Origin of the sequence: Vibrio sp. T3Y01 (genome assembly GCF_013114525.1) — a bacterium.
Classification (GTDB): domain Bacteria; phylum Pseudomonadota; class Gammaproteobacteria; order Enterobacterales; family Vibrionaceae; genus Vibrio; species Vibrio chagasii_B.
In genome coordinates this window covers 1-22,094 of record NZ_VTXJ01000016.1, presented here as the reverse complement: position 1 = coordinate 22,094, position 22,094 = coordinate 1, and the positions used below count along the sequence as shown (strand labels likewise).

Annotated in this window: 24 protein-coding genes and 7 pseudogenes; 9 read left to right on the top strand and 22 right to left on the bottom strand. The window is 41.6% G+C overall.

Annotation, left to right across the window (positions count from 1 at the left end; all coding sequences use genetic code 11):
- Positions 1 to 16: 16 nt before the first annotated feature.
- The 5 genes from F0232_RS16810 to F0232_RS16790 all read right to left on the bottom strand — a co-directional run bounded on the left by F0232_RS16810 (position 17) and on the right by F0232_RS16790 (position 2,660).
- The gene (locus F0232_RS16810) at positions 17 to 376 is read right to left on the bottom strand and encodes a hypothetical protein (RefSeq protein ID WP_171750896.1); all 360 of its coding nucleotides are present in this window, start codon (positions 374 to 376) and stop codon (positions 17 to 19) included.
- Between the two features lie 590 nt (positions 377 to 966).
- Positions 967 to 1,410, bottom strand: a complete 444-nt coding sequence (locus tag F0232_RS16805; protein ID WP_171750895.1) for a lytic transglycosylase domain-containing protein — start codon at positions 1,408 to 1,410, stop codon at positions 967 to 969.
- A 54-nt stretch (positions 1,411 to 1,464) separates the two neighbouring features.
- Positions 1,465 to 1,800, bottom strand: coding sequence for a type I restriction endonuclease subunit M (locus F0232_RS16800; protein WP_171750894.1), 336 nt, complete (start codon positions 1,798 to 1,800; stop codon positions 1,465 to 1,467).
- 78 nt (positions 1,801 to 1,878) lie between these two features.
- Complete coding sequence (locus tag F0232_RS16795) at positions 1,879 to 2,265, bottom strand: hypothetical protein (RefSeq protein WP_171750893.1); 387 nt, start codon at positions 2,263 to 2,265, stop codon at positions 1,879 to 1,881.
- Positions 2,266 to 2,303: 38 nt separating this feature from the next.
- On the bottom strand, positions 2,304 to 2,660 hold the full coding sequence (locus F0232_RS16790; protein WP_171750892.1) for a hypothetical protein: 357 nt from the start codon (positions 2,658 to 2,660) through the stop codon (positions 2,304 to 2,306).
- A gap of 469 nt (positions 2,661 to 3,129) precedes the next feature.
- Between F0232_RS16790 and F0232_RS25065 the strand changes: the two are divergent.
- Positions 3,130 to 3,547 (top strand): annotated as a pseudogene (locus tag F0232_RS25065) (IS5/IS1182 family transposase); the annotation flags it as partial.
- A gap of 74 nt (positions 3,548 to 3,621) precedes the next feature.
- On the opposite strand, the gene F0232_RS16785 reads toward F0232_RS25065, so the two are convergent.
- The 3 genes from F0232_RS16785 to F0232_RS16775 all read right to left on the bottom strand — a co-directional run bounded on the left by F0232_RS16785 (position 3,622) and on the right by F0232_RS16775 (position 6,255).
- Positions 3,622 to 4,545 (bottom strand): Rpn family recombination-promoting nuclease/putative transposase, encoded by a 924-nt coding sequence (locus F0232_RS16785; RefSeq protein WP_171750891.1) that lies wholly within the window; start codon positions 4,543 to 4,545, stop codon positions 3,622 to 3,624.
- A 311-nt stretch (positions 4,546 to 4,856) separates the two neighbouring features.
- Positions 4,857 to 5,612: a DUF3307 domain-containing protein gene (locus tag F0232_RS16780; protein WP_171750890.1), complete on the bottom strand. Its 756-nt coding sequence runs from the start codon at positions 5,610 to 5,612 to the stop codon at positions 4,857 to 4,859.
- On the bottom strand, positions 5,605 to 6,255 hold the full coding sequence (locus F0232_RS16775; RefSeq protein ID WP_171750889.1) for a hypothetical protein: 651 nt from the start codon (positions 6,253 to 6,255) through the stop codon (positions 5,605 to 5,607). Before F0232_RS16775 ends, F0232_RS16780 begins: the two co-directional genes overlap by 8 nt.
- 564 nt (positions 6,256 to 6,819) lie before the next feature.
- Here F0232_RS16775 and F0232_RS16770 point away from each other — a divergent pair.
- The 4 genes and pseudogenes from F0232_RS16770 to F0232_RS16755 all read left to right on the top strand — a co-directional run bounded on the left by F0232_RS16770 (position 6,820) and on the right by F0232_RS16755 (position 8,997).
- Complete coding sequence (locus F0232_RS16770) at positions 6,820 to 7,374, top strand: hypothetical protein (RefSeq protein ID WP_048657861.1); 555 nt, start codon at positions 6,820 to 6,822, stop codon at positions 7,372 to 7,374.
- 56 nt (positions 7,375 to 7,430) lie between these two features.
- On the top strand, positions 7,431 to 7,595 hold the full coding sequence (locus F0232_RS16765; protein ID WP_155407271.1) for a hypothetical protein: 165 nt from the start codon (positions 7,431 to 7,433) through the stop codon (positions 7,593 to 7,595).
- A gap of 263 nt (positions 7,596 to 7,858) precedes the next feature.
- Positions 7,859 to 8,266, top strand: coding sequence for a hypothetical protein (locus tag F0232_RS16760; protein ID WP_171750888.1), 408 nt, complete (start codon positions 7,859 to 7,861; stop codon positions 8,264 to 8,266).
- Between the two features lie 134 nt (positions 8,267 to 8,400).
- Positions 8,401 to 8,997: pseudogene (locus F0232_RS16755) on the top strand (tyrosine-type recombinase/integrase).
- 164 nt (positions 8,998 to 9,161) lie between these two features.
- On the opposite strand, the gene F0232_RS25060 reads toward F0232_RS16755, so the two are convergent.
- The 7 genes and pseudogenes from F0232_RS25060 to F0232_RS16725 all read right to left on the bottom strand — a co-directional run bounded on the left by F0232_RS25060 (position 9,162) and on the right by F0232_RS16725 (position 15,302).
- Positions 9,162 to 9,392, bottom strand: coding sequence for a hypothetical protein (locus F0232_RS25060; protein WP_210442759.1), 231 nt, complete (start codon positions 9,390 to 9,392; stop codon positions 9,162 to 9,164).
- Positions 9,393 to 9,758 (bottom strand): type II secretion system pilot lipoprotein GspS-beta, encoded by a 366-nt coding sequence (gene gspS2 / locus F0232_RS16750; protein ID WP_171750887.1) that lies wholly within the window; start codon positions 9,756 to 9,758, stop codon positions 9,393 to 9,395.
- Positions 9,715 to 10,851, bottom strand: coding sequence for an alanine/ornithine racemase family PLP-dependent enzyme (locus F0232_RS16745; protein WP_171750886.1), 1,137 nt, complete (start codon positions 10,849 to 10,851; stop codon positions 9,715 to 9,717). The genes gspS2 and F0232_RS16745 overlap by 44 nt, the downstream gene beginning before the upstream one ends.
- Positions 10,848 to 12,053: a DUF1611 domain-containing protein gene (locus F0232_RS16740; protein WP_171750885.1), complete on the bottom strand. Its 1,206-nt coding sequence runs from the start codon at positions 12,051 to 12,053 to the stop codon at positions 10,848 to 10,850. Before F0232_RS16740 ends, F0232_RS16745 begins: the two co-directional genes overlap by 4 nt.
- Before the next feature lie 376 nt (positions 12,054 to 12,429).
- Positions 12,430 to 12,582 (bottom strand): annotated as a pseudogene (locus F0232_RS16735) (JAB domain-containing protein); the annotation flags it as partial.
- Positions 12,583 to 12,618: 36 nt separating this feature from the next.
- Positions 12,619 to 14,373, bottom strand: coding sequence for a group II intron reverse transcriptase/maturase (ltrA, locus tag F0232_RS16730; RefSeq protein WP_171750884.1), 1,755 nt, complete (start codon positions 14,371 to 14,373; stop codon positions 12,619 to 12,621).
- A gap of 542 nt (positions 14,374 to 14,915) precedes the next feature.
- Positions 14,916 to 15,302: a JAB domain-containing protein gene (locus F0232_RS16725; protein WP_253820339.1), complete on the bottom strand. Its 387-nt coding sequence runs from the start codon at positions 15,300 to 15,302 to the stop codon at positions 14,916 to 14,918.
- A gap of 108 nt (positions 15,303 to 15,410) precedes the next feature.
- On the opposite strand from F0232_RS16725, the gene F0232_RS16720 reads away from it, so the two are divergent.
- Positions 15,411 to 15,560 carry a hypothetical protein gene (locus F0232_RS16720; protein ID WP_171750883.1) on the top strand — a complete coding sequence of 50 codons (150 nt, stop codon included), beginning with the start codon at positions 15,411 to 15,413 and terminating at the stop codon, positions 15,558 to 15,560.
- 298 nt (positions 15,561 to 15,858) lie between these two features.
- Here the strand turns inward: F0232_RS16720 and F0232_RS16715 are convergent, their stop codons facing one another.
- From F0232_RS16715 to F0232_RS16700, 4 genes and pseudogenes are all read right to left on the bottom strand, one after another.
- Positions 15,859 to 16,176, bottom strand: a complete 318-nt coding sequence (locus tag F0232_RS16715) for a hypothetical protein (protein WP_171750882.1) — start codon at positions 16,174 to 16,176, stop codon at positions 15,859 to 15,861.
- Positions 16,177 to 16,184: 8 nt separating this feature from the next.
- Positions 16,185 to 16,694, bottom strand: coding sequence for a hypothetical protein (locus F0232_RS16710; RefSeq protein WP_171750881.1), 510 nt, complete (start codon positions 16,692 to 16,694; stop codon positions 16,185 to 16,187).
- Positions 16,695 to 17,188: 494 nt separating this feature from the next.
- Positions 17,189 to 17,488 (bottom strand): hypothetical protein, encoded by a 300-nt coding sequence (locus F0232_RS16705; protein WP_171750880.1) that lies wholly within the window; start codon positions 17,486 to 17,488, stop codon positions 17,189 to 17,191.
- A 16-nt stretch (positions 17,489 to 17,504) separates the two neighbouring features.
- Positions 17,505 to 18,278 (bottom strand): annotated as a pseudogene (locus F0232_RS16700) (ParA family protein).
- A gap of 175 nt (positions 18,279 to 18,453) precedes the next feature.
- On the opposite strand from F0232_RS16700, the gene F0232_RS16695 reads away from it, so the two are divergent.
- Positions 18,454 to 18,999 (top strand): DUF2913 family protein, encoded by a 546-nt coding sequence (locus F0232_RS16695; RefSeq protein WP_367613622.1) that lies wholly within the window; start codon positions 18,454 to 18,456, stop codon positions 18,997 to 18,999.
- A 142-nt stretch (positions 19,000 to 19,141) separates the two neighbouring features.
- Here F0232_RS16695 and F0232_RS16690 read toward each other — a convergent pair.
- Together F0232_RS16690 and F0232_RS16685 are read right to left on the bottom strand one after the other, a co-directional pair.
- Positions 19,142 to 19,852, bottom strand: a pseudogene (locus F0232_RS16690) (replication initiation protein); the annotation flags it as partial.
- Positions 19,849 to 20,166 carry a hypothetical protein gene (locus tag F0232_RS16685; RefSeq protein WP_171750879.1) on the bottom strand — a complete coding sequence of 106 codons (318 nt, stop codon included), beginning with the start codon at positions 20,164 to 20,166 and terminating at the stop codon, positions 19,849 to 19,851. The pseudogene F0232_RS16690 and the gene F0232_RS16685, both read right to left, overlap by 4 nt.
- Before the next feature lie 230 nt (positions 20,167 to 20,396).
- Here F0232_RS16685 and F0232_RS25200 point away from each other — a divergent pair, with 230 nt between their 5' ends.
- A complete protein-coding gene (locus tag F0232_RS25200; protein WP_301338335.1) occupies positions 20,397 to 20,528 on the top strand; it encodes a hypothetical protein in 132 nt (43 codons plus the stop codon).
- Positions 20,529 to 20,609: 81 nt separating this feature from the next.
- Here the strand turns inward: F0232_RS25200 and F0232_RS16680 are convergent.
- Positions 20,610 to 21,317: pseudogene (locus tag F0232_RS16680) on the bottom strand (KilA-N domain-containing protein).
- 507 nt (positions 21,318 to 21,824) lie between these two features.
- Here F0232_RS16680 and F0232_RS24950 point away from each other — a divergent pair.
- Positions 21,825 to 22,094: pseudogene (locus F0232_RS24950) on the top strand (hypothetical protein); the annotation flags it as partial.

The window sequence follows — 22,094 nt, the reverse complement described above, 5'->3', positions numbered from 1 at the left end:
AAAGGGTAGCCAATGGCTACCCTTTTTTTTCGCCTTCAAGATATTCATCGACGCTTTTATCAACCAAAGCGGTATTGGATTTTCTTTGCTCAATCGAATCCGCTTTATTCTTATAATACCCCTCCCCATCAAAGCTATGCGCCAAATTTAAATTTAGCACGCCTTGTACTTGCCTAACTCTACGATACGTTTCTTCCATCAACTCACGGTTCGACGGCCGTTCATCGTCACTGTCATTCAGTTTGATACGCAACGCCACGGTGAAAAGCTGACGAGTTGCCTCGGCATCACTTAACTTTTCTCTATCTCTGAACTTCTTAAAATCTTGCTCTAGCTTCCCTCGAAGGGAGCTTTGTAAAGGGTAAGAACGCGACATAATTTAGCCTTTTCTCCTCAAGGAATGTCAATGAAGTCCACTTTTAAACCCCAATGAAATCCAATAAACTCTCAATGTAAACCCATTGTAATTAGTTTTAAAAAAACCGCCACAGCCTTACCTATAAAGGGATAAATAATAATTCAATTAAATCCCATTGGATTTAGATTGAAATAACCGCAATCCCTTATACAGAAAGGCGTCAATGATAATTCAATGTGATTACATATTTTCACACTGGGATTTCAGCGGCTAATTAGTTGAGATTTTGAAAATTTTTTCACGCTCTATTTCACCTCCACCAATAAACATAAGTCATTGTTTTTATGTCTTTTACATTCATCTCAGACAACCATTTAAATCGTTTACGATTTAGCGTGGTGTGTGGATGATTCCCAAGTGGTAACAATGACCTCCAATGAGTCTGCATCTAGTTTGTTTTCTTGGGGTGTGTTTTAGGGACGTCGAGCTCAAAAGCCGAACCGTTGGCGATTGAATCTAGGGTGATTGAGACCATTAGGGAAGGAATGTAAAACGGAAAAAGAAGATCGTGACACAACTAGCGCTGCACCGTTATGGTGCGAGAAAGGTTATTTTAATGGCGACTGATAATAGACTTTTTGAACTTTTTTGATGTATATTTTTCTGGCGCTTTCGGTACGTTTAAGAAATCCTGCATTATAAGCGCCTACGCTATTCCAGTTATAACCATGGCTGGCAAAGTTAGAGTTTAATACCCACGCACCTAATGAAACATTAAAACAAGGTTCGTAGACATTGGTTTCATTGACATTAAATTCAGCCAGTCGAGGAAACCAACTAGAGTTAATTTGCATGAGTCCAAAATCACGACTGGTTACTTGACCTTTTTTATTTTTGTTTTCGTTATAAGCATTAGGATCAAGACTGCTTTCAACTTGAGCTATCGATCGCAGCAGATCTGGATCAACATTATAATATTGTCCTGCTTCATCAAAACAAAACGAATACCCGACACTTGGAAATACCGACAATAATAAGATTAGTTTTTTCATAAGCTAAAAAATGGAGTCCAAAGGAACTCCATTATATCGCGTGAATTGACGTCATCAATATTCATTAGTGAGTAAAATCGTAGTGCAACTACGATCACGCTCGGTAATTATCCAGACTTGTTCATTACAAATGGTGTAACTGGATAAAACCCGCTCGCCTATCTTGGTGGCTTCGTCATTGGTAAGTTTATCTTCAACACAGACATTTCCCCAATCACCATTTTGGTGACGATGTAAGTAAATCGGTAAATTCACACCAATATTGTTATTTAGCAGTTCAGCAATGCCTTGTGTACAAACAACTTTACCAAGATCAAACGGCACAGCCGTACAAACATAATTTTTTTCTTTTGTTTCTTCGTTACCTGATGTAACATTTTTAATGTTCATTTTATTTACCCCTGTATTTAAATTGAATTTGCCTTGATATTTGATACAGCAAATATCAAGGCGCTTTACTTTTAGCGTTTAATAAACGTCTTCCGTTTTACGAATGTGATTAAATACCTCATACACTTCATCGTAAGAAATGCCATACCCTTCGAGCTTTTCGACACAATCACAAATGTCATTGGTATAGAAACACTCGTGATTGAATAGCTCACGGCGAATGATCGCTTTTTTACCATTCTCTTCGATGTCTTCGGCGATCCCTTCTTGAGCAATAGAATCTAAACGGGTCATTAATTGCTTCGCATTATCAACAGGGCAAATTAAACCCATACCTAACGACGCATATTTCACGCCCTCTTTTTTTACTTCATCGAACTGCTTATTAGAAAAAGCAAAGAACGCCCCCGCCTCATTAAATGCTTGCGTTTGTTTGGCTTGAATATAGTGAGAGAGATATTTCATGACTTACTCCTGACGTTAATACAAAAACATCCCAGTAATTAAAACGGGCAACGGTGAAACGAAAAGAGGGATCTCGAAGGGGTTGATACATCCTTCACAATAAAATTGTCAGTTAAGTCCCCTATTTTAAAGTGGTGCAAGATACTTTTCTCAACCTCAGCCTGAGTGGATGGGTAGAACTTAGAATCACGCAAAGTAAATCCCGCGATTTTGAGTTCAGCTAAGGTAATGTCGCTACACGGCGTAAGAGAAAAGCCGTGATCTTCTCCCTCTGTACGCTGAGGAATAGGCAGTAAAGAGATATCATTTTTTGGTGAGCTTTCGAGCCCAGCGCCGAAACGCTGGTCGCTGAGCGTCAATGTAGAGAGAGTTGGGGTTGAGTTTTGTTGTGCCATGACAAGTTTCCTTTCTGTTTGAGTATCACTTTTATGGAGCCGCTTGGCTGTCCAGATCTCAAACAGGGTTCTTCTCTGCAGGGGCGCGCAGCGTTTATTAACCCTTGCAGAGAAGGTTCTGATTGAGGATGGTGAACAGTCTGCGAGCGCCATCCAGTGATGCGAGTCGAAAGGAAAATCGGCACATAAGAAAACAAGCCCTTACTCGACCTTAATTGAAGCCAGTGAAAGGCAATAAGGAGGCACGACGATGCGCAGCTACGCAGTAGCGGAGGCGTTGGGTGATTGTTCGCCGTAACTTAATGTCACATCGAGCTTGCTCGATAACAGTGCCATAAGTTATCGCGAGAGGAGTGAAGCGACAGAATGAGCCGACCGAAGGGAGAACGCCCAATATTTAAGTTTAATGCGTACTTTATAGGTTGATTGGCGTTAGAAAAAGAACCGTCCGTACTCAATTTTCAAAGGTAAGCGTTCGAAGGCGGTTCAAGTCAAATATAGCAATAAATCTAAAGGGCGATTCGCCGTCTAGCCATTAACTCAATTAGCCCCCACCTTTTTGGTCAGGGAGAGTGAAAAGTGAAAAAGATTGATGCAAAGAAACGCAGAACATAGCAAAAGCTACACTTAGCTGTTCATGTCGATATACTCGAAACCATGAGTGTGGAAGTCAGTTTTGTTGCGCCATGAGGTTCTGAAAAAGAAAGGTTTTACCTCATTGAGAGCACCTCGAAAGAATGCAAGGCGTTGGGAAGAGAGTTACTCAATAAATAAAGCGGAAAAGCGCTAAAGCGAGTTTGAGATATTACAACGCTCAAATAGGTGAAATGATAGTAAATGTCAAAACTATGAACAAAATTATAGCTCTAGGTATGCCAGTTAGAAGCCCACGGTTAGCCATAAACGATGTAGCTTTGTCTCCAGGCAGATTTTATCAACACAACCCTTTATGCTTGAGCGGCTAATGAGAAAGTTGTGCTAGTTCGTCTGTATTCAATCCCGTGACATCCATAATGGTTTGTTGATCTAGACCATTAAGCAGCATCTTACGCGCCATCTCCTTGAGTGCTTCTTGGCGACCTTTTTCCTCACCTAATTGTATACCTTCTTGGCGGCCACGTTGCTCGCCTTGTTGGCGCAATTTTTCTGCAATAGTCATAAGTGTTTCCTCGTGTTTCGGTACTGATGAGACCAGTGACGTAATTAACGCTTCTAGGTTATTCGTTTCACCCACTTGGAGTAGGTAGCTCATCAATGACTGTACTTGCTTATCTGTAGTGTAATCGGTTAAGAGCAATGTGACCAGAGGCTCAAAGAAATCCATGATATCACGATGCCTTGCGTGCTTTTGTACAAGCTCAAGTAACGCGATGCGGCGATGCTGCATTATCTCATCATCGGAGATGACCGTGACATCGACCAATGGAAAATCTTGAGTATAAAGTGCTTTAGCCTTGTCAGGGTTAGCGAACCCTTTTAACCAATTCATTTTATAGGGATAAGGCGAGACTTGGCCATGGTAAAACTGCAAAGGTATCACCAAGGGTAAGTGCTCATGACCCGCTTCAATATGCTGTTGCATGGCAGCGATAGCGTAACGCATCAGTCTGAACGCCATGTGTTTATCTGGTCGACTCTGGTGCTCGATTAACGCGTAGACGTACCCTTCCCCCTGAGACGTTGTGAGAGAATAAAGAACATCCGAATAATAAGGCCGTAAACTTTCTTCAATAAAGCTGCCTGATTCGAGCTTTAAGGTCGTCAAATCACAGATTTCACGCAGCTCAGCAGGTAGGTGAATATCCAATAAGTCCTTAGCGGTTTCAGGATGAGTGAGAAACTGCTTAAAGAGCGCATCATGTGGCGTTGGCGTGGTCTTTTTCATACCGTTACCTTAACACTAAATAAGTCAAATCAGTACTAGGATAAAAATTCTGCACCACGTTGGTTTCTTTCTACACATCAATTTAGTTCATTTACTCTAAGTAATCTTTGCCCCATTATGCGTTTCGGCAGCTAGCTATCACAGAATGCAGCCGCCAATTTTGACCTACTTGTTCTTATGTCTAGAGCTCTAACTATGTAACCAAATCTGCTAATCCACTACATTAGAAGGGTAACTTTCTTCCCTGTAATTGATCGTTATCCCGTAAAATTCGAGCTTATCTAGTAATAAACTGCCGAATACCTTTTTGGTCATTTAATTTTCACATCTAAACCAAGTGATATTAAGGTACCTACCAGTGTTGTGATCACCACCGATATCAAGGAACCAATCAGCACATACTCAGTCATGCTTCGGTCATCTGATCTATTCAACTCACCAAACCTAAATATTGACTTAGCCGCCAATACGAAACCCACCGCTGCATAGCTCCCCACAAGCGTAAAGGTCAGTATTAACACTCGCTCTAAATAACCGATCAACTCACCACCTGCGATAAGACCACTAATACTAGTAGTATCTTTATCTGATATTGGAAACTTCCTTAAGACGCTGCCAATCACAATCGAAGTTGGCTTGAGAATTAGTAAGTAAGCAAAGACCACCATAACACCATCTGAGAACTTCTCATCTTGTAGTACGGCATCGATCGTTACACCATCTGCAATGTGAAAGGCAATGGCTATTAGCACTGAGACATGCAAAGTCTGGTCAATAATAAAATAGGAAAACTTACCACCATTTCGTGCTTTTACTTTCCACAAATCGATAATAAAATGACTTACCGCTATGATAACTACCAAACAAGTAGTTGAGCGCCAGTCAATACCTAACGCAATAGCAGGAACTAACAACGCGACGCCGTGTAATAGTGAGTGAAAGTACAGTTCAGTTGAACGGTAAGTGTATTTTTTCTTTGCTTCTACCCATTGGTTTGGCTGGAGGTAAAAATCACAGATGATGTGAATCATCAAGAACGGTATTAGAACATCAAAAAAATTAAACATACTTGAGTCCCGTCACTTGGTTTATGAATCGCCAATTTAGCTCACTGATTAGCGGCCAACCTGAAGCTTTAAGAGACTTACTGGCAGTGGCAGTAGCAACATCGAGCTTTTCTGCTAACTCACTAATAGACAAACCTTCATTGGTTCGAAGCATCGGAAGCATAACTTCACATTGGCGCGAGGTTAATTCCGTTAGTTGTCTATCGAGGTACTTAAAGAGTAAGTCAAAGTGTTCTGTGAGTTCGAAACGGTCAGAGTTAAATAACAACCTGTCGCTTTTTAAGGCTTTTAGTCCACGCCCAGAAAGAACAAATGCTTCACCCATCGATTCAGAAACAGACTCACGCAAATCGGCATTAGAGGCAATAGCAAGGCTAATGCGACTATCAAACCCTTTGCCAAGCGCTTTAATGCCAATACGATAAATGATGGTGTATCTCAGAGCGCTTTCAATATCATGCACCACGGTCTGAAATTCATCGCCACGCTCAATACTGTGCGCATTTGATGAATTTCCTTCGGTGATTAGTCTCTGTATGTCTTTGATTCGTTTAAGAAGTTGTTCAAACTGTTCAGATGTTAGCTTGGTTGAGTTGACAATATCGCCGCTGATCACTGCGATAGGTTTAGAGGTAAGCTCCACATTAAAACTCCTTCTTTTATGTAGATGCCATTTTAGCCGTTTATGGCTAATAATACAAATTTAGCCATTTATGGCTAATAGGTGAGAATTAGCCGTTTAGGGCTAAACGATTCATGAAGATTGTCATCACTTTTACGAGTGCCGTTCGACTACTGTGGTAGTGATCCAATATGATCTGCACCATCAATAATGGATACTGAGTTAAGCGACTTTTCCATATTTGAAGTAATTCATCAAATACTAATTTAGTAAAGTCACTGACTCACTTTTGCCCCAAAAACACTTAGATCAAATACTCTACACAATTAAGAGGGCGTGCGTTTATCCTACTAAAACTTATTCGATTGAGCTGATAACTCATCATTCCTGTTATTAGGCGACATCTTGTAATCTAACTTCCCTTTATGTGGCACAACGTATTGATTGTCAGTTGAGTTAATATAAAGATGAATGCATAACCAAAGGATAAAACACAACAATTTTTCGTCTAATAAGCGTTATATGCCAGTGCCTCAAAAAACGTGATATTATCTATCTCAATTAATGATTGATAGACATAAATGCATGAATAACCAAGCCATTGCTAATAAATATCAACAACTTAGACGTGCTGTGTTGGCTCAAGCTCAAAATGAGTTTGAGCAATTCGAGGCTGATTTTATTGGTCATATTGATTTAACTGAAATCACGGAAGATGCTATCCGTTCTCAAGACGAATGGGATATACCGGTAAATCGTCAGATAGGATGGGATTGGCGACAGGTACGAGACCAATATCGTAGAGATCATATGGCTAGGGTGGAGCTTGCTGTTTGGCACGGTGAAGAGCTCTGCGGTCTCATGATCGGAAAAGCCAGCGAAGGGAAATTGGTTGTTAAGATCAATTATATTCAGGGTGGTGAAGTTGAAAACCCTTTGAAAGGGTATATCGTTCCTATTGCTTCACGCTGTGCCGAGCTGTTTGCTGTTGCTATTGAGGCTGATTGGATTGGTATCCAAGATCCAATTGATGACGATGACTTATTAAACTACTATCGTGAGTTGGGTTTCGATGAAAGTGATCCATTTGACCCTAGGAATAATGCATTGTTTAAACGTGTTGTAGTAGATGAAGATTAAGCCGCTTTCCAACTTAGTGATGATCGGTTATAGTTAAGGAAACTAAGGGGGCTATTATGTTGACTGTAGCAGCAAACAAAACAAATGATGTGAACGTAGATAAAGCTATCAAGCGTATGCAAGCTCACGCTTCTAAAAGTAAATCATCGTTTGGTAAAGCTTTGAAGGTAAAGGCTCCTAAATCTGCTTATGGACGTCTCGCCGGACCTGCCAAAGCATAGATAAATTCAGATATTAAGCATCGCAATAGCGGTGCTTTTTTTATGCCTGAAAATGGCATACAAGCGTTTAAGACGGATTCCCAACGCTTGGCATTTTCGGTTTGATTCAGCTTTAGTGTTTACGGCACAATATTTTAGGTTAGGTGGTAGCGTTGCTCACCACTTAACGCGGCTACAATTCAGTAAGGTTCAATATGCAGAATGTGGATTATCATTTAAAGTTTTATAGGAAGTTCTTCTATTCAAAACGATTTTTGAGCTATATGACTTGGATTCATTCTGGGTGTTTTGCTGCTAGTTTTGCCTTTTTCTTGGCTCTTTTTAGTGTTGGGAAACCAGAAAATTTTTCGAGTTTTCTTGATGTATCAGGCTTTATGTTTGCCATCTCGTTAGTGGCGAATATGATTGCTACTTTAGTATGTATATGTGGTCAAAGAATACCTAGAGTAACAGCAAAACTGGTTAAATCTAGTTTGTTTCTAATGTTACCGTTACTTGGTGTTACTTCAATGACAGTTGGAGTATTGACCATGATCTGTCACTTTTCAGTCTCATATGCAGTTCTACCAAGTGTATTAATAATTCTCAGTGTAAAAGGCTTACTCAAATCTATCTCAGTGCTATCGTTAAACCAGAATGAGTTTGATGAAGTGTACAGTCGTCAAGAATAGTTATAACAAGAGACTATGGCGTCAAGATACTTTTTCTAATCTTAGTACATTACGTTAGAGTCTTTGTTCTAACGTGCTTTTGTCCATTTCCTTCCAACTACAAGCGTGATGACCAAATTAAAAAGGAGGTCATCATGGTAGTTTTCAACAAAACGAAACGAAGTGGCGTCAAAAAGCCTTTTCGGCTTGAGGAAATTTGACGGATCAGAACCAGATTAGAAATTGAAAATAATTTGATGCAGCTTGCGTTGCTCAACTTAGCTATTGATAGCAAACTTAGAGCAAGTGATTTGCTCGTTCTCAGAGTTTGCGATGTATCTTCGCAAGATAGGATATTTAACCGCGTTAAGCATATCCAGCGCAAAACAGATATTGAAGTTCAATTTGAGATAACGACAAGAACTCAGCAGAGTCTAATGAAATGGATTTTGATGGCTTCGCTACATGACAGCAATTTTATTTTCCCAAGCCAAAGGCGAAAGCAACAACCGATTAGCTATTCGTACTATCGATACTTAGTGAGGAGATGGGCTTCTAATCTGGGGTTGGATCCTAACTTGTATGGCACTCACTCGATGAGGCGAACAAAAGCGACGTTAGTCTACGCAAAAACGAAAAATATCCAAGCGGTGCAGCTACTACTTGGTCATACCAAGGTAGATAATACAATCCGCTATCTTGGGGTTGAATTAGAAGATGCATTGTTGCTTTCAGAAGGTACTGAGTGTTAATCGAAAAGGAACCTAAATACTTAGGTGTTTCAATTGCCATTACGCTGAAAGTTGTTACCCATTCACCTCTACACTTGATTATTTTCAATACTTTAAGTGCAAATACTACTAATCTGTCCAAGGTTTAGAGGACCTTGAACAGATTAGGTATACACAGTCTTAAATTAAATCTTGGAATGTGCGTTTTTTTTCTTTGACTTGTAAGCTTTCATTGAAATTTTCAACACAAGTTGTTCTTGTTTAGTTGAAATGACCTGCTTAGTTAAAGCTTTATGGTGTAGGTCCGTGATAAAGTTTTTTTCCCAAGGCGTAAGACGGTCAAACTTCAATAAAATAATGTCATTGAGTACATTGAACAACTCGTATTGGCTTTTATCCATTCGACTGCTAAGCATTCAATTAGAGCAGTTAGCTATAGAAATGACGTTAAGGCTTTCTACTTTCTCATTTTTTCCTAAGGTAATGATTCGATAAGAGATCCCACTCTCTAATAGTGGCCTTATTTCGATGTTGTCACAAAAACTAACGGCGACTTTTTCTACTAAGCTGTCCATATTCAACGTTTTCTTTTTTACGAAAACAAGAGTGACACTATTGCCTTCTGACTGTGCATTTACGAGTGTGATTAAGCCTAACTCTTGTGGCAGTTGGCTTGAGATAACCGTCGCTCTATAATCGGCAAGCCCACTAGATTTCATTGGGCTTATCTGACAACCGTTAAGCATGACACTGACGGAAATAATTACTGCTGTTCGTAGCATTATGCGTTCCTTCTTGCTTTCTTCTCCCTTTAGGTGCCTTAAAATATTTATTGATATAACGTGAAGACATAGAAGATAAGAGCGCACTGTAATCTAAACCGAATGTGACTTTTTCCCCTACAAATAGTGGTTTTCGTGAGGATTCAAGGACAAGATGATCACTGGTTGAAGACATGATCTTAATCCCATTCGGAGCCTTAAGCCCGCTGACACAAACATCTTGGCGGCCTAATGCTACAATAGCTTGTGAGACCTCCCCTCTATCTTGAAGGCTTTCTTTTTCACCAAAAGCATTTAACCCCCGACTCCCCCAAGGCAAAGTCGGTTTAGTCCTGGATTCAATCACTTCAGCGGTCAAAGAAACCGCATCCGTATGTAAGCCTTTGATATTTTCGTGCTCTAAAGGCTCACAGCCTAAAAAAATGGCTTCTCCTATACGAAGGTTATTTACTCGAGTTAAGCCTGTTCTCTGAAGAGCCCAGTTAACTGAAGCAGAATTACCCCCTGAAATAATTTCTAGACTGATCCCAAATGTAGCTTCAATTCCATCGGCAAGATCAGAAAGAACATTCATATTTTGCTCATCTGGAGCGACACCATACCGACAGGCTAAATTCGTACCAATTCCTTTTATCGTGATGTTCGGTAAAGAAACAATCTCACGGATAAAATCAATCACATGATTAGACATCACACCTTCTCTTAGATCGCCAAGCTCAACCATAATAATAATATCGTGACAGCAATTTTGTTGTTCCGCTGCATGTGAAAGCCCCTGAATCACTTCAACTTCAGAGTTTAAACTCATATCACTGTATTTTATTACGCTCGCCACTTGACTGAGCATGGGTGTACGTATCAGCATTTTAGGGATAGCAATGCCAGATTCAGTCATCTTTTGAAGATTTTCGATTCTTGAATCGGCTAACATTTTTGCGCCAGCATCAATAAGAACTTGTGCGATGATAGGGTGGCCGAGGAAGGCTTTTGTTACAGGCGTGACGGATATGTTTTTCAGTGAGAGCTGAGTAATCAGGAACTGAGCGTTATGGTGAATCTTCCCACAATCAATGTCTAATCTAGGGTAGTTCACCCTTTTTCGGCCAGTTTACTTGCTATTATAGGGAAGGCTGACGATACGATGTGCAGTAGATGCTCAACAGGCTGTGACAAGACATCAGTAACCGGTAGACCAAATTCGGTAGTGTAACTGTCTATCGCACGACAGGTTTCATCTAAAGACATATCTTCATGATTCAGTGTTAGTCCAATAACACCGGTATTAGAAAACGTTTCGATAAGATTGATTTCTGAGGCAATCGAAGGCATTGGGCAATCAGGAAAATCACTACGATATAAACGTTTAGGAGCATGTTGCAATATCACACCCGTTGGACAACTGCCACGTAAGATAAAAGCGCTGGTTGAAAACGCAGGGTGACTTAAAGCTCCTTGCCCTTCAATAATTATCAGATCCGGATTTTCTTTTTCATAGGCCTGTACAATGACAGATTCCAACTCACCGGCACAAAATTGTGAAGGAACAGCATCGAGTGCAACGCAGTATTGTGCGCCTTGCATAATGCCTGTTTGACCAGTGGCAATCAGAACGACGTTAAGGCCTTTTTTAATCAGTTCATTCGCCAATATTGTCGCTGTTGTTCGTTTTCCTAGCGCGCAATCCGTCCCCATGACAGCAATTCTCGGACATTTAACGTTGTGTATTTTCCCGCTAAACGTTTTCAGATCGCCTTTATTTTTGGGTTTGCGAGTATCGAATATTCGAACGTTATTCTTTAAGCTAGCTTCTAAAAATAGAGGATCATCGGTTAGGAATTCATGTAAGCCATTTACGATGTTCATTCCTAGTGACATGGCATTTAAAATGATGCTTTTATCTAAGTCAGATAAAAAACCACTTGATGGCGCAATGCCAAAAATGAAGTAATCGGGAATACTTTCCGCGTGAATGATAGCTTCTTCAGCATTGGCAAGGATCGGTATTCCATTGGCTTTGTTATCAAGTACTTCTCCAGCATCTAAGCCGGCAGACACACTATCAATAACCGATAGAATACGATAGCTTAATGAATGCCTCACTAGCCCATTAGCGGTTTTACCATCAATTTCACCGAAATTACCTTCGCAATATATAATTGCCGAAGGGATGACAGGTTTCACTTTCTGAGCAAGTGGTAGCCAAGGAGCGATATGGGTTACATCGTAGTTGGTTTTGAAATTTTCAATTCTAGTGAGTTTGAAGATATTTCTTAACTTTTGGGTTGAAATAGACATAATTAAAGCCTGCTATGAGGCTTAGGAGGGCAACTAAGGAGTGCCGAGATGCGAGTTCGGAAAAGAAAAGAAGCCCCTACTAAGCGGTAGGGAGAACAACCAAGGTAACACACTCATCAGACTTTTGTTGATTATTATTCATACGTCCTCTAAGTCTATTACTTTCAGGCTTCACCCATGCTAACGTGACTGATTAGAGGTCTAAGACTCATTGTTCAACATCGCCGTATCAACCTCTCAGCTTTAAGGTTTCAAGATACTTCTTCTAATCTATATCGAGCGTGTTAGACCTTAAACTCTAACGCGTTTCTTGTCCACAAATGTGTTAAAGGGTAGTCTCCTACCCTATTTCAATCAGCGGCCATAAGCCGCTTTTTTAAATCCAGCCTCGCTCAGCAAAAGACACCACACACTCAAATGAAACCACAAAGTGGTCCAGTACTCGGATATCAACCAATGCCAACGCATCCTTCAGTTGACGGGTAATGCGTCGGTCAGCTTGACTTGGGGTGGCGTCGCGTAGAGTAGGAGCAAGTTCGCCATACCAGCTTCACAGCTGGCGGTTTTACTCACTCCTCTCTCCGAACCGGACGTGCGAGTTTCCCCGCATCCGGCTCTCCATTTGACAATCATCAACTCGCAGTTTCTTGTGTTCCATCATGTGATGCTTTCGACATAATGTTACCAAGTCTTTTACCGCCCACGATTTAACGCCTCTACGGTGATGAACTTGGATGTCATTTTGTTCTTTGCATATCACACATGCAAAGCTATCTCGCTTTAGTACCTTTAGTCGTCTATAGTGCCAGTCCTTTGGATACTCTCTATTATCTTCACGGCTCATCCGTGCTGTTAGATATATCGAAGGCTCTGGACCTTTGAGTCCTAGTGGTGGTTGGATTTCGTTACTGGACGGGACTAGATAGGGATGTTCAAATCCATTTCTGCCACGATTCCAATAACGAGAACGATTGAGCTCTTTTGCTGATGGCAGCCATTGATGTACTTGAATACCGAATGTATTCGCTACCCATCGTTGACGTTTCATGATTGTGCATGTTTTGTCCTTGATGAGTTGCACCTTTCTACTTCCTTTGTATTTTGCCAGTAACCACTTGTGGTATCTGTGCCACGCATAGCGACTGATCGCTTCTAAATCACTGAGTAAAGATGTATGTTTATAATATTCACACCACCCTCTAACTACTTGATTTATTTGTTTCATCTTCGTAACTTCATCATATAAAGTTTGGTTTCGTGTAGTAAGACTTTTAAGCTTAGCTTTCACACGCTTCACACTTTTCATTGAGGGGCGCAAGTGTACCACCCATCGTCCTTCCGAGTAGTTCCGTTTAATATAGAACCCCAAGAAGTCGTATCCTTTGTTAACGTGTGTAATTAAAGTTTTCTCCTCAGAAAGAGTAAGTTTTAGCTCTTCCTCCAGAAATTCCTTAATTTCAGCTTTAGCTTGCCTTACTCCAGCTATCCCATCATTTGATACGACAACAAAATCATCGGCATAGCGAACCATGGTATAATCACCGCGACCCGCTTTCCTCGTATTTTGTCTTTCTGATTGAGATAGCTGCCATTTCTTCGCTGCCCATTGATCAAATTCGTTCAAGTATAGATTTGCTAGCAGTGGGGAAATGATCCCCCCTTGCGGTACCCCTTCACGAGTTTGAGCAAATAGCTGCTTTTCCATGACACCGGCACGAAGAAAGCGATGGAGCAGAGAGATGAGTTTCCTATCTGCTATCCGCTTTTTTAACAATTTGAGTAATATTCGATGATTAACAGTGTCGAAGTAGCTTTTTAAGTCCCCCTCAATAACATAGAAATGTTTTGATATGGAGTTAGCTAAGGGCATCAACACTGCAATCGCATCCATAGTGCATCGACTTTTCCTAAACCCAAAGGAATAGGGATGAAAATCCGTTTCGTATATAGGATCGAGTGCCATTCTTATACCTTCCTGAACAATACGATCTCGTAAAGCCGGAATACCGAGAGGACGTTTGGTTCCATTCGGCTTTGGTATATAGACCCTCTTTACAGGTAGTGGACGGTAATTCCCTGACTTTAACTGTTCTATGATCAAAGACAGTTGTCTTTCATAGGTTTGTTTAAAGTAGTCGCGAGTTTTACCATCTACGCCATCTGTCCTACTTCCTGGCCTAGATAACACATTAATAGCAGCCTGATGTATCCATGTCTCCCAATGAAGAAGATCGTATAAACGATTAAATTTATACTCTGGATTCTCAGTTGCTTTCTTTGCAAGTGTTTGTTGTTTTTGGGCGATCGTTGAAAGCAACATTACCGTTGTTCTCCTGCTTAATTCACTTTTACAAACGTTTTGTCAAACTGCCTCCCTTCGCCATGTGATTAGCTTTCCTAACCTCGGACTACTACGAAGGCTCCGCCCTTTCTAATTGCATGTAGGTTCAGGCTCCCAGATCTTGTTGCCAAGATAACAATAGAAAGTTCCCAAGTTCACATATGTAACGTCACCATCTTGCCTTAGACTCTGACTGTACCCCTTGCACGGCTCGTCGCCGTGCTCGTCACTGGGAGACTTGAACTCGTATCTCTGTAGGAGCGTTCAGTCTCTATCCAAGCGAGATTTCTCCCCCCGTCATAGGTGGAGATCCAGTGACTCTGTCTTGTCCCTACCTTCATAACAGACAGTCCAACCTTCGAGGCGTCAAACATCAGTTTCTTTCGTAGTCTTAGCAAGACTCTGATTAGCAGCTCTCCATTTCGTAGGGGAAATGTCAGCCACATTGTCAAAACGGCTTCATACAACAGCCAGCCTAATGGAAGTTGCATGCGTTTCTAATCATTGATTACTCCTTGAAATCAAGCAATTACATTGCGTTTTACATATGCGCTTCTTGGCGCACCACTCGGGTGATTATGATAGAGAATAACGGCACTCGCGTTCGTGGCCAGCGACGCTTTCACGACTTCACGCGGATAGACCGAAGCGGCATTAACGGTACCGTAGAACATCTCTTTGGTGCGCAACACTCGATGTTGATTATCGAGGAAGATAATCCCAAACACTTCAGACTCACAAGCGGCCAAGGACGTTTGGCAGAACGATTTCACCAATTCAGGCGAGGTTAATGGCGTTTGTTCTGAAATAAACAGTTTGGATTTGAGAATGCTTGCGGCCTGGTCAAGGATGCCCTTTTCTTTTGATGTGAATAACGAAACATTTGAGTATTGAACACGTGCTGACATGGTATTTCCTTTCGGTCTTGGTGAGCGTCTGACTGTCCGTACCCAGTTGCAGGTTCTGTAGCGCAAGGGCGCGCAGCGGCGAAGCCTCCCTGACGCGATGGTTCTCAAATGGGACGGTTTAAAGGAAGTCGCGACAACAAGCCAAAAGGACAGCCTAAGCCAGTACCTCAACTCAAAGCACGTCGCCCAGTTAGAAAGGTCCCTTCCCCACCAAAAGGGCGCCCTGCTGGTTACTCGACTTGCGCCACTCGATATTAATGCCTGCTCGTGACGATAGTTTTTCTCGGTTTACTTGACTGGATGATTGCACACCGAATGTTCGCATCCCCCTCAACCAAGGACTCCTCCTCCGACGACGCGCTCATATTTGTCACAAAAGAGCCTAAACGTGCTCACTCGATAACGTTGACCACTTAGTACAGGACCGAACAGGGCGTTGCTCGTCTAAAAATCGTCCCGCTTAAATGCCACGAACGACTAGAATATCGAAACAAAATCCAGACACACTAATGACCTTCTCTTATGAGTGTTTGTGACGTTACACAATAAGCAGACTTCAGTCGTCATACAGAGAAGAGAGTAAAGCCTTTGCCGATGCACGATGCTTGGAGGTGGTTTCTATCGTCCTTTCCGTTTTCTTCGCGTAGGCGTAGTCTTCTCGCATCTGCTTAATGGTGGTAGTGTTATCACACACACTGATACTCACCCCCTTCCCTCGGTTGCCTTCCTCTAGTATTAAAGAGTCGGTATACCCAAACTCATTCACCAAAATCTCATGAACCTTGACGGCCTTTACGGTGGAGCAAAAGTCGGTTGAATTCACCCAAATCACGTGCATTGATATGTCAGCGGATACTGTAGAACGAACGGTCATGTGACCCCCTAAGCGCCAAAACGCACATCAAAACAAAATCCTGAGCACTTAAACGTCCCCTTCCCCATTGGCACAAAGCGCAACGCGGGAAACACAGACCCGTAAGTGGTGTACATAATGATGTGATCCACTCGCTCGTGAAGAAACCATTCACCAAAGCCAGCGCCATTTAATTCGATGAAAAAGTCACGGATTTCATGGAAAGCAAAACGACGCGACACCAATTGCGGAAACTGCTGCTTGATAGCGTCAACGAACCCTTGGTCTTTTAACGCGGCGATATCAGCCAGTTGCTCTGGCGACTGACGACGACTGAACATTTTCAAACGCTGGATTTTGGAAACAAAATCAGACTTTCTTTTCACCTCATCACGACACTTTTTGACTTGATAGCGCAACTTCAATACCGCCAAAGGACTAGAGATATCATTTTTTGGTGAGCTTTCGTGCTCCAGCGGCGAAACGCTGGTCGATGAATTTGAATTAGAGAGAGTTGGGGTTGAGTTTTGTTGCGCCATGAGAGTTTCCTTTCTGTTTGAGTATCACTTTTCGGAGCCGCTTGGCTGTCCGCTCTCTCAACATCGTTCTGCTTTGCAAGGGCGCGCAGCGGCGAAGCTTCCCTTGAAAAACAGGTTGTGTGGAGAGACGGTTAACAGCCTGCGAGCCCGAAAATGAGGCGAGTGAAAGAAATCGGCGCATAAGAAAACAAGCCCTTATTCGAACTTATTCAAAGATAGAGAGATCAACGAAAAGGGAACGACAAGGTGCTAAGACTCTTAGGACAGTCAGGGCCTAGCCCGCAGGATGACGCCTAAGGCAACATAAGAATCGTGATAAAGACACGTTTACAGTTTTGTCTTTACAAGGAAATGAGGCTAAGAACAGGTAACAAGACTCTTCAAGTGTCATGTTCATCAATGTTTGAAGTTAAGTCTGAGGTAGGCTCTATGACATCGCTTAAAGTCTATAACGAGCCTTTATCTAAGACATGTAGTACATAGGTAATACATGTTTAATTCATTTTGTTGATCAACTCGATGAGATCTTCATCATCGATCTTGTCTTGATATAAAGCCAAGGCTCGGTACAATTTTGCTGCAGACACATTTCTCTCTGTCTGCTCTTGCAGATTTGCTACCCAATCGGTTATCCGTTCTTTATCAGTCAGTGACATTCTAAGAGTCAGAGGAGGCACCTTATAAGATGTCGTCACTTTCTTTTTGACAGTCGTAATTCCCGTCGACTTACTTGAACCTTCGTTCTTGTGAGTGGAGATAGCTGTTATAGATCCTCGTTTCTTTAACTTACTCATGTGTATTACCTATGTATTACATTAAATTTAGAAGAAATGCAGCGAGTTTACGGTAATCATTATTAACAAGAGAGCCCGATTTATAAAAACGCACAGGAGAAGAAACAGCATTAGCTTGGCCGACATGCTCAGAACGGCGGACAGATACTGGTAACAATTTATCTTGTACTACCTCCAATTCCTCATCAATGAACTCATTGATAATAGTGTTTCTTGAATCGACCTCGTTCCTCAGGATCAGATAGTTGCCTTCGTCATCCTTAATTTCAGAGACAGCTTCGAGTAAAGGACTAATGCCGTCCAGTGAAAATGCACCTGAATCAACAGGGATCAAAATAAGGTCTGAGGCCTGGATTGCGTTAAGAGTCGTTAGGGATAAGTTTGGTGGAGTATCAAGAAGAATGAAATCATAGGTATCACCTAACTTTGCCAATTGCTTCTCTAAAATTCGTTCACGATTAATCTTTGTCAGTGATGTTTCGATGACACGTGACAACTGAACATCAGCGGGAACAACATAGAGGTTTTCAATGGAGTTTCCATTAAGCTTTGCAGGTTGAATTAAATCGACAATGGACACAACCTTAGGCTTATCAAACAAAGCAGCAACCGTCTCTTCAAACTTAAAATCACGTTGTCCGGTTAACGTTTTGGAGCAGTTCCCTTGAGGATCAAGGTCAATGACTAACACTTTTCATTTTCGTGCAAGCTCAGCTCCTAAATTGACAAGAGTCGTGGTTTTTCCAACGCCACCTTTTTGGTTCGCTGCGCTGATGATCTTTGTTTTCATAGTAGACACCTCATATATTACATGTGTAATACACAACAATAAACACACATCGCCCTGTCAATGTATTACATAGGTAATACACTTTTCATTAAAAGTTATCCATCCGTTACTAATCGATAATATCAAGGCTGTAAAAAACCTAAAGAAGATGGCACCAGCCGCGTTGAATTAAGTTATTAGGCTTCTCACCAACCAATACCTGTTGTTTAACCTAACCTCAAGACTAGAATCAAAGTCGAGTTCTAAAATTGAAAATATTGTGACTACGATGGGTACACGGTTTAAGCATTACAACGAACAACTAGCAAGTTACGTCACTTTGCTTTCTGCCATAGAGCCTTGCTATTTTCATGATAAGATTGGCTCAATCGAAAAACACTTAGAAAGCGTTTTATCTCAATATTCAGCGATAGAAAGTCAAAACGACGTTGATAAGCTTTATGCCTTGTTAGAACGCTTTGAGAAGAGCGGATTAGAAACAAAACTTATTGAAGAGACCCCTAAACAGGAAATGGACGTAGTTTATATCGACAGAGCACATATCGATAACTGCTTCGATAATGAAAACCGTCAGATTGCACCCATTTCGCTGTTTATACATACGAATGAATTAGACAGGTTCACTCAGTGCTTAGTCACCCAGCCTTATTTCACATTTGAGTTGTGCCAAACAAGTGAAGAGTTGAAGAACTATCACTATCAAGTTCACCCAATTAGCTAACACAACCAAATCTAAAAAGCAGGGCACTTCCAACCCATATCAAGATGTGTTTGACGCGATTTACCAAGTGGTACTACCAGCCTTTTCCTTTTATCATCACAATCAAGGGAAATCTTTTGATCTTCGATCAGTAAGCTGATCAGGTGTTTTTATAATGAGCGAAACTCTCGACACGGCGTTTAAAGCTCGTATAACTGCCCTTTTCTCTTTCTTCGTCGACAATGTCATACGCGTATCGGCGAGTGTGTTCAAACAAAGTACAGTTTCGAGAATAAGAGACATCAGTATCTTGACGAAGCCATGGCCGCGTTGTCTCCAGCTCAAGAGAATCCGCTAACTCATTGAGTTCATAGACACTGCGGTGGAGTTCGGTCGTCTGCCACCAAGGATGAAAGGGCGTTTTGGCAACAGGGCCTGAATAACTCAAGTCCGCCTCAAGTCGTAATGCTAAGGCGCGATAAATGGCTTTGAGGTACTGAATGGGTTTGGATCGTGCTTGATCGCTGGTGAAAACCGGCACAATAGCGTAAAAAAGGTGGGCTTTATTACTGGTGCGGTTTCGAACGATTAGATTAGGGGGTGGCAAGCCTTCATCTTGCCAAATATACGGGTTGGGGACAGCTCGATGGTCATGATCGATGTCAAACACCATCCACGCCTGCATATCTTTACGATTAACCTGCATATCTTTACGATTAACCTGCATATACGGCCATCTGACCGCATAGTTTCGAGGTCTGATGAGCATCGCGGTTTTATTGTCACTGCACCTCGACAAATAAGGCGCTTCCTCAAGTAGCCGACTCAAACACGAAATGGATGAAGACGCAGCGTATTCAGAATGAGCCGTCATCTCATCACCCTCGGTGCACCTTGCCCACACTCACCTCTAGAAAAAACAAAGCAAGAGAGATTGTCTTGAGCGTTGAGCGCCGTTACTGAATCAGTACTATTGACTCTCTCTGACAAGATTTGAGAGCCGGTCAAAGCCATTCCTTTCGAGCTTTCGTAACCGCCACGGGTGTCAATTTTTATCGAACGCCTTTCCGAAGGACAACTGACTGCATCACGCCACTCTTCTTTACCTTTTAAGACTAAATTGGAGACAGCTTCAATACTGGTTTGAATAACTTTACCCTGTACGACCGCAAACACATGATGATTCATAAAGTTGACCTCGGCTAAATAACGCTCACCTTCTGAGAAACCAATAACGCAACTCTGGAAAATTAAAATGCGTCAAAGCCAACGTTGTCTGATTCTTTGTATTCGCTTCTCAAGGCCGAATAAACGAATTCGCAGTCGTACTTGTTCAAACACATGGTTCGAACGCCTTAATTGGGTCATTAACCTCGCCTGCTCAACCCATAATAAAGAAAGTTGGCTATTATATACAATTGCAAATTAAATCATTTAAGAACAAAACCTTACAAAAAACCAAAATTGACAATGGCGACAATGGCGACAATGGCGACAATGGCGACAATGGCGACAATGGCGACAATGGCGACAATGGCGACATATTTTGAGCTATCAGATAGAAAGCAGGTCAATAATATGGTTTTTCTCGTCTAATTTCCCATTGAGTTACTAAATATTAGTAATACCTATCACAAAATATGTCTTGTCAGCGCACTATGATTTCGACTTAACGCCATTACATCATCTACCAACTTCTCGAGTTGCTTTTGCTGCATTTGCATTCGGCCTTAAAAGCCTTGGGATTCACTTCCATCCACCAATGCTAGGCCATGCTCTCTCGCTTGCTGCTTAAGTAACTGCAGTTCTGGGATTTGACTACGCAATTCATTTTCTAAGTCTTGTTTAAGTACTCTTTTTGCCAATGTATGTTCAAAACCATGCCCTTGTGACCAAGCATTAGTATTGAATACAGAATTGTAGTGCGCATGTACAGTTTGCGTTGTTACGTTTTTCGCCTTCGCCTACTCAAAAATTAAGTCGTTTAAGGAGAGGTCTTGCGGAACGGTTGGAGCTGGAAGAGCTGCAGCTGTGGGCATACTGTCGAACGCACGAATGACATTTAGATGGAACTTAGGGCTAACCCACATTGCATAAGAATAAACAAGTTCTTTGCATACCCAAGTCCCCGCATTACTACCGCCACGTTTGGTGTTTACAGCAAAGCAGGAATTACTGCTTTGCTCAATTTCATTAACCAGTTCTTGAGTTTGCTGATTCTTAATAAAAATACTTGGACGATGTCGATTGTGTCCACCACTTGCTTTATGTAAATCATTTAACGAGTACAAATTATCAAGTGTGCGGATGTCTTTATTAACGATAGTTAGATTAGGCATGATAGGCCTCCTATGCGACTTAATTAAATCACCACAAGAAGGTCCTAAACTTCGGGTGGTGAACTGAACAAGGTTAGGACTACCGCGCATAGGAACGACCAGCCGAAGCTGCCTCGCCCAGCCCACCATAATGCTGATAGTACGTTTTTTAAGTAAAACGACTATGTTCAGGTGTGCCGAAGCCGCACATAAAAAAGGCCAGCAGAAGCTGACACTAATGTGCCCTATACAAAAGCGGGGTCCTAAACCCGACACTGGATTTTGCCAGTGTCGGGTTTAGGATGTGGGAGATCAGTGTCAAACGTTTAATAACGTTGCATATTGTATAGAGCATAGTTCTTACAATCAGCTTGCCTCACCCATGAACGTAGACAGGATTGAGACAAAAAATTCCAGAGAAGACACGCCGTTCCAGAGCCACACTAAATTATTAACTAATTTAGATTCGTTTTATTTGTAACTATTGTAGTTTGGCCACTCAAATAAATGCGAATGAGAAGATTTATCATGAATTATTTAAAGAAAATCATAGTTTCTTCGTTTTTCCTCTCCCCAATACATTGTTATTCCACAGAAATTAGAGGGGAAGCTTTACAATCGAATGACTCTTACGAAAATAAGGTTAGTAATAAAAAATCGTTAGAATTAGAAGCCTCCGGCTGTACTGGGGACTCCTCTTGGATTGATTACCCTTCCTTACCTCAAGAGCCTACAGAAACTAGTAAATCCGATACTAATTGCAGTTTTATGCAGTTTGCATGGCAATCTTTTGCTTAT

Coding starts and splice junctions, on each gene's coding strand:
- F0232_RS16810 (WP_171750896.1), bottom strand. CDS start 376: ATGTCGCGTTCTTACCCTTTACAAAGCTCCCTTCGAGGGAAGCTAGAG.
- F0232_RS16805 (WP_171750895.1), bottom strand. CDS start 1,410: ATGAAAAAACTAATCTTATTATTGTCGGTATTTCCAAGTGTCGGGTAT.
- F0232_RS16800 (WP_171750894.1), bottom strand. CDS start 1,800: ATGAACATTAAAAATGTTACATCAGGTAACGAAGAAACAAAAGAAAAA.
- F0232_RS16795 (WP_171750893.1), bottom strand. CDS start 2,265: ATGAAATATCTCTCTCACTATATTCAAGCCAAACAAACGCAAGCATTT.
- F0232_RS16790 (WP_171750892.1), bottom strand. CDS start 2,660: ATGGCACAACAAAACTCAACCCCAACTCTCTCTACATTGACGCTCAGC.
- F0232_RS16785 (WP_171750891.1), bottom strand. CDS start 4,545: ATGAAAAAGACCACGCCAACGCCACATGATGCGCTCTTTAAGCAGTTT.
- F0232_RS16780 (WP_171750890.1), bottom strand. CDS start 5,612: ATGTTTAATTTTTTTGATGTTCTAATACCGTTCTTGATGATTCACATC.
- F0232_RS16770 (WP_048657861.1), top strand. CDS start 6,820: ATGAATAACCAAGCCATTGCTAATAAATATCAACAACTTAGACGTGCT.
- F0232_RS16765 (WP_155407271.1), top strand. CDS start 7,431: ATGTTGACTGTAGCAGCAAACAAAACAAATGATGTGAACGTAGATAAA.
- F0232_RS16760 (WP_171750888.1), top strand. CDS start 7,859: ATGACTTGGATTCATTCTGGGTGTTTTGCTGCTAGTTTTGCCTTTTTC.
- F0232_RS25060 (WP_210442759.1), bottom strand. CDS start 9,392: ATGCTTAGCAGTCGAATGGATAAAAGCCAATACGAGTTGTTCAATGTA.
- gspS2 (WP_171750887.1), bottom strand. CDS start 9,758: ATGCTACGAACAGCAGTAATTATTTCCGTCAGTGTCATGCTTAACGGT.
- F0232_RS16740 (WP_171750885.1), bottom strand. CDS start 12,053: ATGTCTATTTCAACCCAAAAGTTAAGAAATATCTTCAAACTCACTAGA.
- ltrA (WP_171750884.1), bottom strand. CDS start 14,373: ATGTTGCTTTCAACGATCGCCCAAAAACAACAAACACTTGCAAAGAAA.
- F0232_RS16725 (WP_253820339.1), bottom strand. CDS start 15,302: ATGTCAGCACGTGTTCAATACTCAAATGTTTCGTTATTCACATCAAAA.
- F0232_RS16720 (WP_171750883.1), top strand. CDS start 15,411: ATGGGACGGTTTAAAGGAAGTCGCGACAACAAGCCAAAAGGACAGCCT.
- F0232_RS16715 (WP_171750882.1), bottom strand. CDS start 16,176: ATGACCGTTCGTTCTACAGTATCCGCTGACATATCAATGCACGTGATT.
- F0232_RS16710 (WP_171750881.1), bottom strand. CDS start 16,694: ATGGCGCAACAAAACTCAACCCCAACTCTCTCTAATTCAAATTCATCG.
- F0232_RS16705 (WP_171750880.1), bottom strand. CDS start 17,488: ATGAGTAAGTTAAAGAAACGAGGATCTATAACAGCTATCTCCACTCAC.
- F0232_RS16685 (WP_171750879.1), bottom strand. CDS start 20,166: ATGAATCATCATGTGTTTGCGGTCGTACAGGGTAAAGTTATTCAAACC.